Raw genomic sequence first — 16,263 nt, forward strand, 5'->3', positions numbered from 1 at the left:
TCATTATTCATCAAAATCAGGATCAATATTTAATTCAAAATAGAATTTAACTCCCCGCTCCGTATTGATCACGCCGTAATTACTTTGATGCAACTCTAAAATCTTACTCACAATCAATAATCCAAGTCCTGTTCCACCACTATCACGATTACGAGACTTTTCTAAACGATAAAATGGCTCCCAAATTAAATCTAACTCATTTTCAGGAATAAAAATCCCTGTATTCTCAATTTCAAAACGTGCCGTTTTATCATAACGCTCAATCGTTATATAAATCGCCTCATCAGAAGAAGTATACCGAATTGCATTCGAATAAAGATTCATTACAACGGTCATAATCTGATCAGAATCTGCCTCAACATAAACATCATCTAAATCAGTCAACACATTTAAATGCTTCTCCTCAGCTAAATGACTCATCTTCTTATGAACATGCTCCACCAACATCTTCAAATTAAAACTACTTAAATCTAACTCATCCGGCTTCGATTCCATTCGCATATAGTTAAGCGTATCCTGAACCATCATCGTCATACGATCGACTTCTTCAATAATCGAATCAACCTGAACGGTCATCTCATCTTTAGTCAAAGGCTTTGATTTAACGCGATTCGCAATCCCCTTAATAATCGTCAACGGCGTCTTTAATTCATGTGAAATCGTCGCAAAGAAATTAGATCGCATCTGCTCAAATTCACGTTCTCTTGCAATATCATCCTTTAGTCTTTCATTAGCTGCCTTTAACTCACTTAACGTATTATGAAGATTATCACTCATCACATTAATATTTGTTGCTAAATCCTTTAACTCATCATCAGAACTAACCTGACACTTCTCAGAAAAATCGATATTCGCAATATTCGTTGTAACCCGCTTCATATGCAATAATGGCTTTGTAATATGCTCGGTTAACCAAATCGCAAATACTAAAACTAAAATTGCTAAAATCATAAAAATAAAAATATAATAGTTTGTAAAAACGGCTAACATCTCACCTAAAACTTGTAATGAATAGGTAAACTTTAAAATCAATTGTTGACCTTCTTTAAACGTTACCGTCGTATAATAATGAAATGACGTCACATTCTCAACTCTAGAAGATTCAAAGAAAATATCATTCTCAGCTAATCGATCTAAATTCAGTTGAGTCGTCGTCGGACTATAAATATCATACTCTACTAAATGATTATCCTTCACATCATTTAAATATGAAATAAACTCCGGCGAATAAAAATCAATATTTAGCATATCTTCTTTAATTTCATAAACCAACTGATAAATCTGATTTTGTTTATAACTTGGATAAGCAAAATCATAAAAATAATATTGAGCCGCAATATCTAAGCTAATCGTCGCAAAAAATAATCCGAATAATAATAAAAAGATTTTAGTCGCTAAACGCAAAACTAGATCACCTCAAACTTATATCCAACCCCAAAAACAGTATGAATATATCGTGCGTAATTTCCTAGTTTTTTACGAATTTTTTTAATATGTGTATCGACTACACGAGTATCGCCAAAATAATCAATCCCCCATACCGCATCTAAAATGCGATCGCGATCTAGTGCAATACGATGATTTTCAATTAAAAAGACAAGTAAATCAAATTCTTTTGGTCTAAAATCAATTAACTCATTATCGATACGTACTGTACGTGATAACTTATTAACGACAAGTCCATCAAAAGCTAACTCATAAGTTGTTACTTCATCTTCCTCATTCGTACGAGCCAATAATCGATTAATTTTTGCTAATAAAATTTTATTTTCAAAAGGCTTAGTAATATAATCATCAACTTTTAAATCATAACCCTTCACTTGATCTTCAACACTTGAACGTGCTGTTAAAATCATAATTGGAACCTTAGAAACCGATCTAATCTCTTTTAATACTGAAAAGCCATCTTTTCCTGGCATCATTAAATCTAATAATGCTAAGTCAATTTGTTGTGAATGAAATAAACGTAAAGCTTCCTCCCCATCTTTCGCTTCAATTACTTCAAAATAATCGCCTAAAAAATCAACTAAAATCTCTCTAATTTTCACTTCATCTTCTGCTACTAATACTTTATATCTAATACTCATCTCAACACTCTCCAATAGTGAACAAAATAATCTATTTAAAATTTAACATAAATGAATACATTTTGTACACACGAAAAACATAGTTTTTTTTATTAATATAATATATAGCTTTTTTTCAGAATGGAGTATTCAACATGAAAAACAATCAATATCCAATTAAAAAGATACTTGGCTATATCTTATCTATTAGTAGTATCCTTTTTATTTGCATCATATTCTATCAACTGCACTCAAAAGATTTAAAAATAAATAGTCATCAGCAAAATCAAATTTATTCTAATTCTTATTCAACCGAAATGACATCTCATTCTGTTAACAATACATGTGAAATCGTCATATCAGAAAAAGATGATGATTATATTAAAGCCTTGCAAACTGATTTTCCAAATTGTAAAATTATTGAAAAGAACGACTTATTTCAATTCGATTTAATTAACTATCTCTCAAACTTATTTAATTAATTTAAAAGGACTGCCTAGGCAGTCCTTCTTTTAACTCTTATTTTTCAAAATAACTAGTCATAGAAGAAGCAACAGATACTAATTCATCTTCTTCTAATGTTTCAGAAACTAAGAAAAACTCTACTCCACGATCAACCCAAGTAATTGAATTGTCGCTTAAAGCTCCAATTGTTCCGTTAATTAAAACAGGCTCTCCTGCCACTGTTTCAAGATTACCAGTTTCTGAATAAGAAGCTGGTTCTTGAATCATTGTGAAGTCTTTATCTCCATCGAACGTCATAATAATACGTTCACCCATTTCAGTTTCAATTGATTGTTTATTTGAAAGAGTTGTTCCCTCTGGTAAATATGAAGGATACAATTCACCTGTTAATGTGTTAATTACACCTTCGCCCATTGTTTCTTGAGAATACTCCATTGTTTGTTGACAATCAAAATATCCATCAGCTAAATCCTCATTAAATTTGAATGATGTAAATTTCATTGAAACGCGTGGTGTTCCCTCCGCATCCATCACATACACTTCAGTTGGTGTTAATGATTTTTTATCAAACACCACTTTTTGTGTTGTTAAATCACGATTTCCATGATAATTAGCTACTGTCTCAAATGTATAGCAATCGTCTTCAGATAAGAATGAAGTTTCAGTATCATTTAAGATATCTGATAATAATGATTGATATAAATACACTTGTGAACTTGATAATGGCCAATCACTTTGGAATTTAAATTGTTTGTTTAACGCTGGTGTTAAAACATAAACTCCATCGTCATTTTTTAAGATGATTTGTTCATTGTTAGTTGTTTCATTTTTCAATGTTACTTTGTAGTAATTTGGTTGTTGGTAAGCCACTTCTACGTTGTATTGATACATTTGTCCATTATTATCAACTTCCATAACCCCAGTTGCATAATAAGACTTCGCATCGTCGAGATTACTTGTTAACTTATCTACGACGTCTTGCTGTGACATTTCTCCGCATCCTGCTAATAGCACGGTAAGCATTACTGCGAACACTAAACATAATTTCTTCATCGCTATCCACCTCTTTATTAAGTTCATTTCAATAAATAATATGAATTCGATATTTAATTTATGCTTTCTAATACATAAAACTACCATATTAATTAAATACTAATAATATTCAAAACGAAAGGAGCATCGAAGATGGCTATTATTCAGCGTATTGCATTAGTTCTAACAATTATTGGTGCAATAAATTGGGGACTAATTGGATTTTTTGAATTTGATTTAGTTGCTTACTTATTTGGTGGGCAAACAGCAATTATTTCAAGAGTTATTTATGGATTAGTTGGAATCGCAGGACTTATAAATATTGCTCTACTCTTCTCTAGTAGAAATGACTAATAATTAAAACCAGTTGCACTGATAGGCAACTGGTTTTAATTTGATTCTACAACAACAAATGCCACTGCATATTGTTCGCAATGACTTAAACTCAAATGAATGTCTTCTAACTGAGGCTTATCTAAATATGGTTTTCCATTTTCATCATTTAAAATACTAAACTCAGTATATGATTTGCCATCACAGTAAGTTCCAAGAGCCTTATATAACGCTTCTTTTACTGCCCAGCGTCCGGCTAAAAACTCATGTTGTCTTTTCTCAGATTTAAAATTTAAAAATAGTTGATACTCATCATTGCTTAGTAACTTTTTAACAAATCTTTCTTTATGATTTAAAGAACTGATACGATTAATCTCAACAATATCTGTTCCAATTCCTTTCAACATTTCAGATCCTCCCTGTATTTTTCTTTTATTATACCTCATGTTAACTTTATACAAAAAGAGAGAATCAAACAATTGATTCTCTCTTTTATAAAGCTAAATAATTAGTATGGCATTCCACCCATTTCAGGCATTGCAGGTGCGGCCTGTGGCTTTTCAATTTCAACAACTGCAGCTTCTGCTGTTAAGAATGAAGCAGAAATACTTGCCGCATTTTGAAGTGCTGAACGTGTTACTTTTGTTGGGTCAACAATTCCAGCTTTGAACATATCCACAAACTCATCAGTTGCCGCATTATATCCAAATCCAGTTTCTAATTCTTTTAATCGATAAACAATAACTGATCCATCGATTCCTGCATTTTCAGCAATTTGGCGTACTGGAGCTTCTAATGCCTTTAAAACAATTTTAACTCCTGTCGCTTCATCACCTTTAGCATCAATTCGAGCTACTTCATTATAAATATTCATATAGGCTGTTCCACCACCAGCAACAATTCCTTCTTGAACCGCTGCACGTGTTGCATTTAACGCATCTTCGATACGTAATTTACGCTCTTTCAATTCTGTTTCAGTTGCAGCACCTACTTTAATAACCGCAACTCCACCGCAAAGTTTTGCTAAACGTTCTTGTAATTTTTCACGATCAAATTCAGACGTTGTATTTTCAAGTTCTGCACGAATTTGAGCAATACGAGCTTGAATATCAATTTGTGATCCGGCACCTTCAACCATCGTTGTATGATCTTTTGTTACAATAACACGTCCTGCATGACCACATTGATCAAGAGTTGTATTTTTTAACTCTAATCCTAGCTCTTCAGTGATTAACTCTGCACCCGTTAAAATTGAAATATCTTCAAGCATACGTTTACGACGATCTCCAAATCCAGGAGCTTTAATCGCTACAACATTAAATGTTCCACGTAACTTATTTACAACTAAAGCTGCCAACGCTTCATTTTCAACATCATCTGCCACAATCACCATTGGACGACCTGTTTGAACTAATTGTTCAAGAATTGGTAAAATATCTTGTAAAGTCGAGATTTTTGAATCCGTCACTAAAATATATGGATTATCTAAAATTGCTTCCATTTTATCTGTATCAGTTACCATATATGATGATAAATATCCGCGATCAAATTGCATTCCTTCAACAATATCCATTGTTGTTTCGAATCCTTTAGACTCTTCTAATGTAATCACACCATCATTTCCAACACGTTCCATTGCTTCTGCAATTAACTTACCAATTTCCTCATCAGCTGCAGAAATAGCTGCAACATTAGCAATCGATTCTTTTCCTTCAATCGGTTTAGAAGCCGATTTTAATGCTTCAACCGCAACCTTAACAGCGCGTTCCATTCCACGACGAATCGTCATTGGATTTGCACCTGCTACAATATTTTTATTTCCTTCACGAATCATAGCTTGTGCTAAAACCGTAGCCGTCGTTGTCCCATCACCTGCTACATCATTCGTACGACTTGCTACTTGAGCCACTAAACGAGCTCCCATGTTTTCAAACTTATCCTCAAGTTCAATTTCCTTTGCAATCGAAACCCCATCATTAATAATTTGAGGTGCTCCAAATTTTTGCTCAAGGATTACATTTCTTCCTTTAGGTCCAAGCGTTACTTTTACTGTATCAGCTAACTTATCCACACCACGAATCATCGCACGACGAGCATCTTCAGCAAATAAAATTTCTTTTGCCATTAAAATTCCTCCCTTATCACCTATATTTAAACTATTTTAATATCAATTATTCAACAATTGCTAAAATATCCTCAGATGAAACAATCACTAAATCCTTCCCTTGATGGTTGACCTTAGTTCCACCAAATCCATTATAGATAACACGTTGTCCCACCATAACATCAAGTGGTAAACGTTGTCCATTATCAAGAATACGCCCTTCTCCCACAGCCAAAATAACACCTTCAGAATGACTTGGCTTTGCAGCTTCTCTTGAAAGAATAATTCCACTTGCCGTTGTTAGTTCAACTTCTACAACTTCAAGTACAACATGATTATTCAGTGGTTTTAACATAATGTTCCCTCCTCGTTTTAGCACTCAAGATGCAAGAGTGCTACTGTGTTGATTATACAAATACTAATAAATATTGGCAATAGATAAAAACCAAATTCCTATTTATTATAGTCACTCTTTCCATAAATATGCTTAATTTTATTGAGCATTCCAATTATTAAAATGCTACTTGTCGAGAAATGAAAAAAGTTAGAACGATTTAAAATCTTCCTAACTTTTTATTTCTCTAATTTTGTTTTGTCTTTTGATAGATGATTTTCATTCCCTTAAATCCTAAATCTGGATCATAAACATCAATCATATCCGTTTCATTAAAAATAATTCGACCAAGACCCCCAGTTGCAATAACCTTAAGATCCTTGCCAACTTGCTCTTTAACCTTTTTAATAATATATTCAGTTTGTCCAATATATCCAAAGACAAGTCCACCTTGCATGCTTGTAATTGTATTTCGGCACACAATTGACTCAGGCTTTTTGATTTCAATCTCTGGTAATTTAGCAGCTTGAGTCCATAATGCTTGAGCACAAATTTCAATTCCAGGTGAAGTTACGCCAAACTCAAATTCTCCAAATTCATTAACATAATCATACGTTGTCGCCGTTCCGAAATCAATCACTAGCGCAGGTCCTCCATAAATATGATAAGCGGCTGCGATATCTACAATTCGGTCTGCTCCAACCTCTTTTGGATTTTCTGTTTTAATCGAAATACCTGTTTTCACGCCAGGACCTACAATCATCGGCTCTAAGTTAAAATACTTACGAATTCCATTAGTTAAAGAATGCATAACCTTCGGCACAACACTAGAAATTAAGACAGCTTCAATCGATAAAGGGTTAATATCCTTCGTACGGAAAAACGACAAAATCGTAATTCCAAACTCATCTGACGTTCTTTGCATCTTAGTTGTTAATCGAAAATTAGCAATTAGCTCATCTTGATTATACACACCTAATGTAATGTTTGTATTTCCTACGTCAATAACAACTAACATACTTCTCCTCTTTTCTCCATTAACATCGTCATCAGACGACTTAAAATCTCATATCCAACTGCCTCTTTACTCATTAAATCAAGCTTCTCACAGTTCGATTCCGTAATAAATGTAACTAAATTTGTATCTTTATTAAAGCCTGCACCTTCATCTGTTAACTGATTAGCAACAATCATGTCAGCTTTCTTATTTATTAATTTTTTAGTCGCAAACTCGACTAAATTTTCAGTCTCCATTGCGAATCCACAAACCACTTGATGCGGTAATTTATGTTGACCAGCATAAGCTAAAATATCTTGATTCATAACAAATTCTAAAGTCAATCGATCACCAGATTTTTTCAACTTTTGATTTGCAACAGATTCAACACCGTAATCTGAAACAGCTGCTGATTTAATTAAAATATCATACTGAGACTTTAATGAATCGAATACTTCAAACATTTCCGTTGCCGTACGAACGTTAATAACTTCAATTCCCACTGGCTTTCTTAAATTAACCGGACCTGAAATTAACGTTACATTTGCTCCTAAATTTCTAGCTGCGCGGGCTACTGAATACCCCATTTTTCCACTTGAGTGATTCGTAATAAACCGAACCGGGTCTAAATCTTCCTGTGTAGGACCTGCCGTTACAACAACCTTGACTCCTTCAAGTGGCTTTTCTTTAACGATTGCCCATTCAATAGCATCCATAATATCATCTACATCAGCTAATCTTCCGGCACCAATATCACCGCAAGCCAAATAACCGCTGCCTGATTCAATAAATTGCATACCAGCTTCTTTACACATCTTGATATTTCGTTGTGTAATAGGATTAGTTAACATTCCCGTATTCATTGCAGGTGCAATTAATTTAGGACAAGACGCTGCTAAAAATGTTGTTGATAACATATCATCTGCTAATCCATGAGCAAACTTAGCAATACAATTTGCTGATGCTGGAGCCACTACAAATAAATCTGCTCGTTGTGCCAATGAAATATGATTCACATTATACTCAAAATTACGATCGAACGTATCAATTGATACTCGATTATGAGTTAACGTTTCAAATGTTAACGGCTGAATAAACTCGGTTGCATTTTTAGTCATAATCACATGGACATCATAGCCCTTTTTATATAAATTACTAGCAATCTGAGCACTTTTAAATGCTGCAATACCGCCCGTGACACCTAAGACAATCGTCTTTTTGCTCAATTACATCACCTTCTTCATCATCGGCTCTAATACCTTAACTAATGGTGTCGTTACAACAGTGGCTAAAATTGCTTCTAACACACTATTTGTTGTGATAAGTCCCATTAAAAGCACAAATAATTCTGAAACATCTACCCCTTTAGCCGCTGCATAGCTTGGACCAAAGAATAAATAAATCATACCTAAAACTAAAACACTATGCATAATCGTACAGACCAATGCCGTAACAGCACTACCTGCAACATTATGATTTCGTTTCTTAAACCAAGTATATAACAATGCACTCATGACTCCAAGTAATACACGTGGGCCAATTGCGATGACTAAACTCATTAAATTCCCGTGATACTCACCCAATGAATAAAACGGAGTAAATACAAACGATGTAATCGTTGGGGTAATCGTATTAATTAACACACTTCCAAGTCCAAAGACTAAACCAGTTATTGCTCCACCTTTAACGCCAAGTAACATCCCCGCTAAAATAACCGGAATATGCAATGTTGTCGCGCGAATTGGACCAAGTGGAATAAATCCAAGTGGTGTAAACATTAAAACGACCTCAATACTACAAAACATTGTCAGTAAAACTAAAAATTTTGTTTTCTTTCTTGTACTATTCATTTTTCTTCTCCTCCACTGTCGCTTCCTAAGAATGCAACGCATCGAAATTTAAATTTGAATCCATGGTCATTATTTGATTGATGTCTATATGATCACCATCAACTCTCCCCATCTCATCGCTTTTTATTATACTTAGGTTATAACCTTTTTTCAACCAAAACAAAAGATTTTTCCATTATAAACCACAGATTAATTATGACGCTTACATTTACATAATAAAAACTCCTTATTCTTATAAAATTTGCGTCATTTCGACACTTTTTATTCAATAAAAAAGCTTATAATCCTAAAGATTATAAGCTTTTCCCCCTCATATAACATCCCTTATAAATTATCGTCCCGCTTGTTCTTTTTGGAATACATAAAAGAATAACGTTTCTAGTTCCATATTTAAATCAACTTCATGAACTGTAATCTCTTCACTCACATTAATTACTGTTGATGACAAGTTTAAAATCCCTTTGATTCCCAATCCTTCTAATGATGTAGCGACAGCTTGTGCTACCGTTGGTGGTACCGTTAAAATAACATATGTTACTTTATGCTCCTCAATATAATCCTTTAAACTATCTAAATGGTATAAAGGTAAATCGCCGATACATTGTCCCACTAATGACTCATCCGTATCAAACCCAGCAACTAAGTTAACTGGTGTTCTGAAGACGCGTTTTTTGAATTTATCTGAACTAAAATATTTTAATAAGGCACGTCCTAAGTTACCTACCCCAATTAAAACACAGCTTTGAACGTCTTCTGTTTTTAACAAGTTATTGAATGCTTCTAGTACAATTCTAACTTCATAACCATAACCTTGGCGTCCTAATTCACCTAAATATGAAAAATCACGACGAATTGTAGCTGAATCGATTCCAATTTTTTGGCTCAATTCGCTTGATTGAATTCGTTTTACCCCCATCTCATCTAATTCAACGAAACAGCGACGGTATAATGCTAATCTTTTTATTGTTGCATTCGGAATATTTGATAGCATAAAAAACCTCCTTTACCATATTAAAATAATATCATGAAAATAATGCAATGTGAATACTGTCACGAGCATAAAACGTCTATATGTTAAATTACTTCAAAAATCGTCCCTTATTTACATTAGTGTCCGTTGCACATCTTGAGATTAAGCATTATACTTATTATTAAAGTCACAGAGTTTTTAATAACCTCATAACCTTAAAAACTAAATTCAAACAACGTAACTTTTTAAAGGAGATAGACCATGATTTTATTACAAACAAGTAAATTGACGAAACTCTATTCAGGAACGCCAATTCTTGAAAACGTCCAATTTGAAGTCAAAAAGGGTGAGCGCATAGCAGTTGTTGGACGTAATGGAGCTGGAAAATCAACACTACTAAAAATGATTGCAGATGAAATTGACTTTGACTCAGGTGAAATCCATAAACCCCAAAGCGTCATCCTTGGTTATTTTGCACAATCAAGCCATGTTAATTCAGACGATACTATTTATAATGAAATGTTAAAAGTATTTAGTAAAACACTTCAATTAAAGAAACAATTAGAAGAATTAAGTTTAAAAATGGCTGAAATTGATCCTACAACTGAAGCCTACCTAAAAATTATCGAACAATACCAAAATATGAATCACCAATTTGAATTAATGAGTGGCTACACCTATGAAGCTGAAATTAATAACATTTTAAATCGATTCAAATTCAATGAAATTGGTTTTGACCAAAAAATTTCAAACTTAAGTGGAGGACAAAAAACCCGCTTAGCGTTAGCAAAACTTCTACTTCAAAAACCAGATATCTTAATTCTCGATGAGCCAACCAACCACTTAGATATTGATACAATTGAATGGTTAGAAGGATACCTAAAAAAATATTCAGGCGCCGTTGTTATCGTATCCCACGACCGTTTCTTTATCGACCAAATTGCTACAACTATTTATGAAATTGAATATAGAAAATGTACGAAATACAAAGGAAATTACTCAGACTATATCGACCAAAAAGCCGTTGCTTATAGCTCTTTAATGAAACAATACGAAAAGCAACAAAAAGAAATCTCAAAAATGGAAGACTTCATTAGCCGTAATATCGTTCGTGCCTCTACGACAAAGCAAGCCCAATCTCGACGTAAAAAACTTGAGAAAATGGAACGTATTGAAATACCTAAAATTAACGATAAATCAATTGGAATCACATTTGAAATTGACCGTCGCAGTGGAAATGACGTTTTAAAAGTAGAAAATTTAAGCGTTGGGTACGACAATCAGGTGATTACAGACGATTTAAACTTTCAAATTAATCGACTTGATCGAGTAGCTTTAATCGGTCCTAATGGAATCGGAAAATCAACTATTTTGAAAACAGTTGCACAAACCCTTCCCCCACTTAAAGGAGATATCTATTATGGAAAAAGCTTAGATATGGGATATTTCGATCAAGAGCAGGCTAACCTAAACTCTAGCAATACAGTCTTAAATGAAGTTTGGAATTGTTTCCCTGGACGACTTGAAAAAGATATTCGTACCTTACTTGGAAACTTTTTATTTACAGGTGATGATGTCTTTAAAACCGTTAATCAGTTATCCGGTGGAGAAAAAGTTCGACTCACATTATGTAAGCTCATGCTTGAAAAAAACAACTTCTTATTACTCGATGAGCCGACTAACCACTTAGATATTGATAGTAAAGAAATGCTTGAATTATCACTTGAAGACTATGAAGGGACTGTCTTCTTCATCTCTCATGACCGTTACTTCATCGATAAAATTGCGACACGTGTTTTAGAGGTTACTCCACATGGTGTAACTTCATATATTGGAAACTATTCAGACTACACTGAAAAAAAACAACAATTAGCTGAAAAAGAAGCAGCACTACAAGCCGAAAACTCTAAGAAAAATGATGAACCAACCATAACTGATTATCAAAAACAAAAAGAGCAACGTCGCTTAGAGCAACAACGTAAACGTCAATTAGAAGATATCGAAACAAAAATTTCAGAATACGAAGAAGAATTAGCTTATAATCAAGCTGAACTCTTCAAAGAAGAAGTTTACCTTGATACACAAAAATCAGCGGAAGTTCAATCACGCATTGAAGAACTTGAACAATTATTAGCTGATGCAATGGAAACATGGGAATCACTAGCGTAACCAAAAAAAGTCTCGAAAATCGAGACTTTTTTTCTATATTTTTAGAATATTGCGATAATCCGCTGAATATAATGTAACAAAAGGGGGAGTGCTAAATGTCACGTGGAATTAATAAAAATACCACTTATGACAGAATCGCAAGTCATTGGACAAAAGTCGGACATCGTGAATGGGCAAAAGCATTAAATAATGAAGGAGGCATCCATTATAAAAATGCTCGTGAAGCTTATGCAAAAGCTAATCGTGCACGTCATGCTGCGAGAAATAAATAATCTAACCACCTATAACTCTATCTACACAGATAGAGTTTTTTATATAATGAGATCTCGAAACAATTACCTTTACACTATTAATATAAATCACTCTCAATAACTAAGAATTCATTTGTTCTTTTTAAATATTTAAACATAAAAAAATTGGTATACCTCTCGATATACCGATTTAAAGACTATAAAGATTGTAATTCCATTCCTGGCATTCCATTCATATCAAGACCACTACGATGTCCTTTTAAATAAGCTTGTGTTCCGGCAGCTCCAATCATTGCTGCATTATCTGTACAAAGAGATAATGGCGGAATCGTTAACTTTACATCAGAATTTTTCGATACAGCCTCTTCAAGTGCATGACGCAATCCCTTATTAGCTGATACTCCACCAGCTACAATAATCTGTTTAACACCATACTGACGGGCAGCACGCATCGTTTTCTCTACTAATACCTCAACAACACTCGCTTGAAAACTTGCTGCTAAATTTTGTGGAACAATCTCTTGCCCACGTTGCGTAGCATTATGAACCGTATTAATAACCGCAGACTTTAATCCTGAGAAACTAAAATCATACGCCTCTTTGTCTAACCAAACACGAGGTAATTTATATATATCCTCACCCTCAGCTGCTAAACGATCAATATGAGGCCCACCTGGATACGGTAATTTTAACGTACGAGCAACCTTATCATATGCCTCACCCACAGCATCATCTAATGTTTCACCAATCACTTCAAAATCATAATGATCTTTCATATAAACTAATTCAGTATGACCACCAGACACAACTAAAGCCAATAACGGAAACTCTAAAGGTTCTACTAATTGATTCGCATAAATATGACCTGCAATATGATGAACTCCCACTAACGGAATATTATGAACAAATGATAACACCTTAGCTGCATTAATTCCAATTAACAATGATCCTACTAATCCTGGACCCTCTGTCACAGCAATCGCATCAATATCACTCCATGTTACGTTAGCCACCTCTAAAGCTTCCTCAAATACACCCGTTATACTCTCAACGTGATGACGACTCGCAACCTCTGGAACAACACCACCGAAGCGTTGATGACTCTTAATTTGTGATGCTACAATATTGGCTAAAATCTCAGTACCATTTTTAACAACAGCAACACTCGTTTCATCACAACTACTCTCTACTGCTAATACTAAAACATCTTTTTTCATTCAAACCACCATTTCTATGTATTAAAATAATAAACCATCAATAAAGCATCTTCACCATCTGAATAATAATTCTTTCGTACGCTCGCACGTAAAAACCCACACTTTTCATAAAGTGAAATGGCAGGTTGATTACTCACACGAACCTCTAGAGAAATCGTCTCAGCGAGTAAACACTTCGCATCAGAAATAAACTTATCCATAAGCTTTAATCCATATCCATTTCCACGTTTAGTAGGATTAACTGCAATATAAAATAAATCGCCCATTTCAAATACTAACTGGCCTACTAAATATCCTAAAATCTCACCTTTGTCTTCTAGTACAATTCCATAATGAAACATCTTTTCTGCTGCATAATCAACAAAATTAAAACTCTGATGAAAAAGTTCTTCATGTATTTGATTTAATACAGAAATATCCGATTCCTTCATCTTTCTAATCATCATACTATCCCTACTTCTTCTGTTCTAATAGCCAATTCATTTCAGCTTCAGGCAAACGATGATATTTAGGTACAAATAAATGAATATTCTCAACTGGTTTAACATCTTTAGCACATTCTATAAGCATACTCGCATGTGGGATATTTAACTCCTCATCAGTCGTTTGAACTGCCTGTTCTCCCAAATATTCAACAATTAAATCCCAATAGCGACTTACATCATTGCCAAGGAAATACATTGTTTTAGGACTTTCCTTTAAATGCTCCAATAATTGACGTAATTCATAGTGTCCATCTTCTAAAACAACATTATGAGTTTTACCATCATATACACCTGCAAATACAGTCTCACGTCGAGCATCAAATAATGGAATAATTAATCCTTCTTCTTCAATATTTCGAGCTATGACCGCAAGGCTAGAAATCCCGACTAACTCTTTTTCTAATGTCCATGCTAACATCTTAGCTACCGTAACACCAATTCGTACACCTGTATAAGAACCTGGTCCTTCTGCAACAACAATACGATCTAATTGTTGTGGAGTAGCATGTACTTGCTTAAATAAGTCTTGAATTGCTGGCATTAATTTTTTTGAATGATCATTCTTTGTGGCCTCAGTAAGCTCTGCTAAAGTCTCACCATCCTTAACCAATGCAATAGATAAAATTGTATTCGATGTATCAATTCCTAAAACGAACATTAATTTAACTCCTCACTAACTGTTTCATATTCAGATCCGATTGGCAATAATTCAATACGACGCTCAAACTCTCCATCACGGAATATTTTAATATCTAGTCGCTCATTTGGTAGTAAATCTTCAATCATACTAGCCCATTCAATCACGCAGACTCCTTCACCATATAGATAGTCATCTAGTCCAATTTCATCAGCACCATTTTCCAAACGATACACATCCATATGATATAAAGGTAACCGACCTTGATATTCTTTAATTATCGTAAATGTTGGACTATTAACATTACGTTTAATATCCAATCCTTTAGCTAACCCTTTAGTAAAAGTAGTTTTTCCAGCTCCTAAGTCTCCTTCCAATGTTAAAATCATGCCTGACTTAACCCATTTTCCAATTGCATAAGCTACTTTTTGTGTTTCTTCTACTGATTGTGTCTTAATAACATGCTTCATCTAATCACCTATAATTATTATATCTACTAAATTTAGTATGGATTTTATATTTGCTACATTTTCAAAATAAATTAATAAACTATAAACTATTATAGCATAAGTTTTTACATTAATTACATTCAATAAAAAAAGGATAGATTTAATATCTATCCTCTTAAAAAAACAATTCATATATAGCCAAAATCATAATCATTATACTTGCTACATATTCGGCATATTGAACCGTTTTTTCACTAAGAAAATTATAAGTTAAATGACATCCACCCCCTATAAAAACGACACTTAAAACTAAACATGTTATAGAAGTAAGTAGAATATTTAGACCGGTCAAAGAAGCACCAACACCTAACCCAATATTATTAATACACAAAAATAATCCAAGCATAAGTGCCTCTTTTACCTCAATTGTCTTAGAGTGGTCTCTGTCAAACGTCTCAGCTAAATCCGCTACATTTGTCATCAATGCTTCTTTTTGTTTTCTTGCATTTAATTGTTTATATAAAGCTTGATAAAACATATATAATCCGAATAAGAATAATAAGACACTCCCTAAATAGGTTGCCACAGATTCAACTAAAAATATATCAAATAACTGGCCTGTATACATTCCAATCATCGTTCCCAAACAAGAAATAATACCTACAATAAGATTACACATGAAATTAATCTTAACTTTTCTAGCTCCATAGCTGAGACCTATGATTAACCCATCACAGGTAACTGCAGCAGAGAATAATAATATTGATAAAAAATACATGATAAATCCCTACTTTCGATATGTTACATGTTAATATATGAACAAATCGAAAGTAGGGAACTTACATAACTATATTAATTTTTAAACGCAAAAAAAGCACTATTTAAGTGCTTTTTATTTCTTTGG

19 protein-coding genes are annotated in these 16,263 nt (G+C 33.6%); 4 read left to right on the plus strand and 15 right to left on the minus strand.

Going from position 1 to position 16,263, the window contains the following annotated elements; genetic code table 11:
* Positions 1–3: 3 nt before the first annotated feature.
* Together HMPREF9402_RS00535 and HMPREF9402_RS00540 are read right to left on the minus strand one after the other, a co-directional pair.
* Positions 4–1,404: a sensor histidine kinase gene (locus tag HMPREF9402_RS00535; protein WP_006783492.1), complete on the minus strand. Its 1,401-nt coding sequence runs from the start codon at positions 1,402–1,404 to the stop codon at positions 4–6.
* Positions 1,405–1,406: 2 nt separating this feature from the next.
* A complete protein-coding gene (locus HMPREF9402_RS00540) occupies positions 1,407–2,087 on the minus strand; it encodes a response regulator transcription factor (protein WP_006783493.1) in 681 nt (226 codons plus the stop codon).
* Positions 2,088–2,221: 134 nt separating this feature from the next.
* Between HMPREF9402_RS00540 and HMPREF9402_RS00545 the strand changes: the two genes are divergently transcribed.
* Positions 2,222–2,548 (plus strand): hypothetical protein, encoded by a 327-nt coding sequence (locus HMPREF9402_RS00545; RefSeq protein ID WP_006783494.1) that lies wholly within the window; start codon positions 2,222–2,224, stop codon positions 2,546–2,548.
* A gap of 37 nt (positions 2,549–2,585) precedes the next feature.
* On the opposite strand, the gene HMPREF9402_RS00550 is transcribed toward HMPREF9402_RS00545, so the two are convergent.
* Positions 2,586–3,584, minus strand: coding sequence for a LolA family protein (locus HMPREF9402_RS00550; protein WP_006783495.1), 999 nt, complete (start codon positions 3,582–3,584; stop codon positions 2,586–2,588).
* Between the two features lie 132 nt (positions 3,585–3,716).
* Between HMPREF9402_RS00550 and HMPREF9402_RS00555 the strand changes: the two genes are divergently transcribed.
* The gene (locus tag HMPREF9402_RS00555; RefSeq protein WP_006783496.1) at positions 3,717–3,917 is read left to right on the plus strand and encodes a DUF378 domain-containing protein; all 201 of its coding nucleotides are present in this window, start codon (positions 3,717–3,719) and stop codon (positions 3,915–3,917) included.
* A 35-nt stretch (positions 3,918–3,952) separates the two neighbouring features.
* Here HMPREF9402_RS00555 and acpS read toward each other — a convergent pair whose 3' ends face one another.
* The 7 genes from acpS to HMPREF9402_RS00590 all read right to left on the minus strand — a co-directional run bounded on the left by acpS (position 3,953) and on the right by HMPREF9402_RS00590 (position 10,172).
* Positions 3,953–4,303 carry a holo-ACP synthase gene (gene acpS, locus HMPREF9402_RS00560; protein ID WP_006783497.1) on the minus strand — a complete coding sequence of 117 codons (351 nt, stop codon included), beginning with the start codon at positions 4,301–4,303 and terminating at the stop codon, positions 3,953–3,955.
* A gap of 101 nt (positions 4,304–4,404) precedes the next feature.
* The gene (groL, locus tag HMPREF9402_RS00565) at positions 4,405–6,021 is read right to left on the minus strand and encodes a chaperonin GroEL (RefSeq protein WP_006783498.1); all 1,617 of its coding nucleotides are present in this window, start codon (positions 6,019–6,021) and stop codon (positions 4,405–4,407) included.
* A gap of 46 nt (positions 6,022–6,067) precedes the next feature.
* Positions 6,068–6,355 (minus strand): co-chaperone GroES, encoded by a 288-nt coding sequence (locus tag HMPREF9402_RS00570; protein WP_009606167.1) that lies wholly within the window; start codon positions 6,353–6,355, stop codon positions 6,068–6,070.
* Positions 6,356–6,581: 226 nt separating this feature from the next.
* The gene (locus HMPREF9402_RS00575; protein ID WP_006783500.1) at positions 6,582–7,352 is read right to left on the minus strand and encodes a type III pantothenate kinase; all 771 of its coding nucleotides are present in this window, start codon (positions 7,350–7,352) and stop codon (positions 6,582–6,584) included.
* Positions 7,346–8,557: a bifunctional phosphopantothenoylcysteine decarboxylase/phosphopantothenate--cysteine ligase CoaBC gene (coaBC, locus tag HMPREF9402_RS00580; RefSeq protein WP_006783501.1), complete on the minus strand. Its 1,212-nt coding sequence runs from the start codon at positions 8,555–8,557 to the stop codon at positions 7,346–7,348. The genes HMPREF9402_RS00575 and coaBC overlap by 7 nt, the downstream gene beginning before the upstream one ends.
* Complete coding sequence (locus HMPREF9402_RS00585; RefSeq protein WP_006783502.1) at positions 8,558–9,181, minus strand: ECF transporter S component; 624 nt, start codon at positions 9,179–9,181, stop codon at positions 8,558–8,560.
* 331 nt (positions 9,182–9,512) lie between these two features.
* Positions 9,513–10,172, minus strand: a complete 660-nt coding sequence (locus HMPREF9402_RS00590) for a redox-sensing transcriptional repressor Rex (protein WP_006783503.1) — start codon at positions 10,170–10,172, stop codon at positions 9,513–9,515.
* Positions 10,173–10,412: 240 nt separating this feature from the next.
* On the opposite strand from HMPREF9402_RS00590, the gene HMPREF9402_RS00595 reads away from it, so the two are divergent.
* Positions 10,413–12,320, plus strand: coding sequence for an ABC-F family ATP-binding cassette domain-containing protein (locus tag HMPREF9402_RS00595; protein ID WP_006783504.1), 1,908 nt, complete (start codon positions 10,413–10,415; stop codon positions 12,318–12,320).
* A 95-nt stretch (positions 12,321–12,415) separates the two neighbouring features.
* Positions 12,416–12,592 carry a hypothetical protein gene (locus HMPREF9402_RS14410; protein ID WP_006783505.1) on the plus strand — a complete coding sequence of 59 codons (177 nt, stop codon included), beginning with the start codon at positions 12,416–12,418 and terminating at the stop codon, positions 12,590–12,592.
* Positions 12,593–12,768: 176 nt separating this feature from the next.
* Here the strand turns inward: HMPREF9402_RS14410 and tsaD are convergent, their stop codons facing one another.
* The 5 genes from tsaD to ytaF all read right to left on the minus strand — a co-directional run bounded on the left by tsaD (position 12,769) and on the right by ytaF (position 16,137).
* Positions 12,769–13,788 carry a tRNA (adenosine(37)-N6)-threonylcarbamoyltransferase complex transferase subunit TsaD gene (tsaD, locus tag HMPREF9402_RS00600; RefSeq protein ID WP_009606168.1) on the minus strand — a complete coding sequence of 340 codons (1,020 nt, stop codon included), beginning with the start codon at positions 13,786–13,788 and terminating at the stop codon, positions 12,769–12,771.
* A gap of 14 nt (positions 13,789–13,802) precedes the next feature.
* The gene (rimI, locus tag HMPREF9402_RS00605; protein ID WP_006783507.1) at positions 13,803–14,234 is read right to left on the minus strand and encodes a ribosomal protein S18-alanine N-acetyltransferase; all 432 of its coding nucleotides are present in this window, start codon (positions 14,232–14,234) and stop codon (positions 13,803–13,805) included.
* 7 nt (positions 14,235–14,241) lie between these two features.
* On the minus strand, positions 14,242–14,931 hold the full coding sequence (tsaB, locus tag HMPREF9402_RS00610) for a tRNA (adenosine(37)-N6)-threonylcarbamoyltransferase complex dimerization subunit type 1 TsaB (protein WP_009606162.1): 690 nt from the start codon (positions 14,929–14,931) through the stop codon (positions 14,242–14,244).
* Positions 14,931–15,380, minus strand: a complete 450-nt coding sequence (gene tsaE / locus HMPREF9402_RS00615; RefSeq protein ID WP_006783509.1) for a tRNA (adenosine(37)-N6)-threonylcarbamoyltransferase complex ATPase subunit type 1 TsaE — start codon at positions 15,378–15,380, stop codon at positions 14,931–14,933. The genes tsaB and tsaE overlap by 1 nt, the downstream gene beginning before the upstream one ends.
* Positions 15,381–15,534: 154 nt before the next feature.
* Complete coding sequence (ytaF, locus tag HMPREF9402_RS00620; protein ID WP_006783510.1) at positions 15,535–16,137, minus strand: sporulation membrane protein YtaF; 603 nt, start codon at positions 16,135–16,137, stop codon at positions 15,535–15,537.
* Positions 16,138–16,263: the final 126 nt, after the last annotated feature.

This window comes from Turicibacter sp. HGF1, from assembly GCF_000191865.1.
Classification (GTDB): domain Bacteria; phylum Bacillota_I; class Bacilli_A; order MOL361; family Turicibacteraceae; genus Turicibacter; species Turicibacter sanguinis.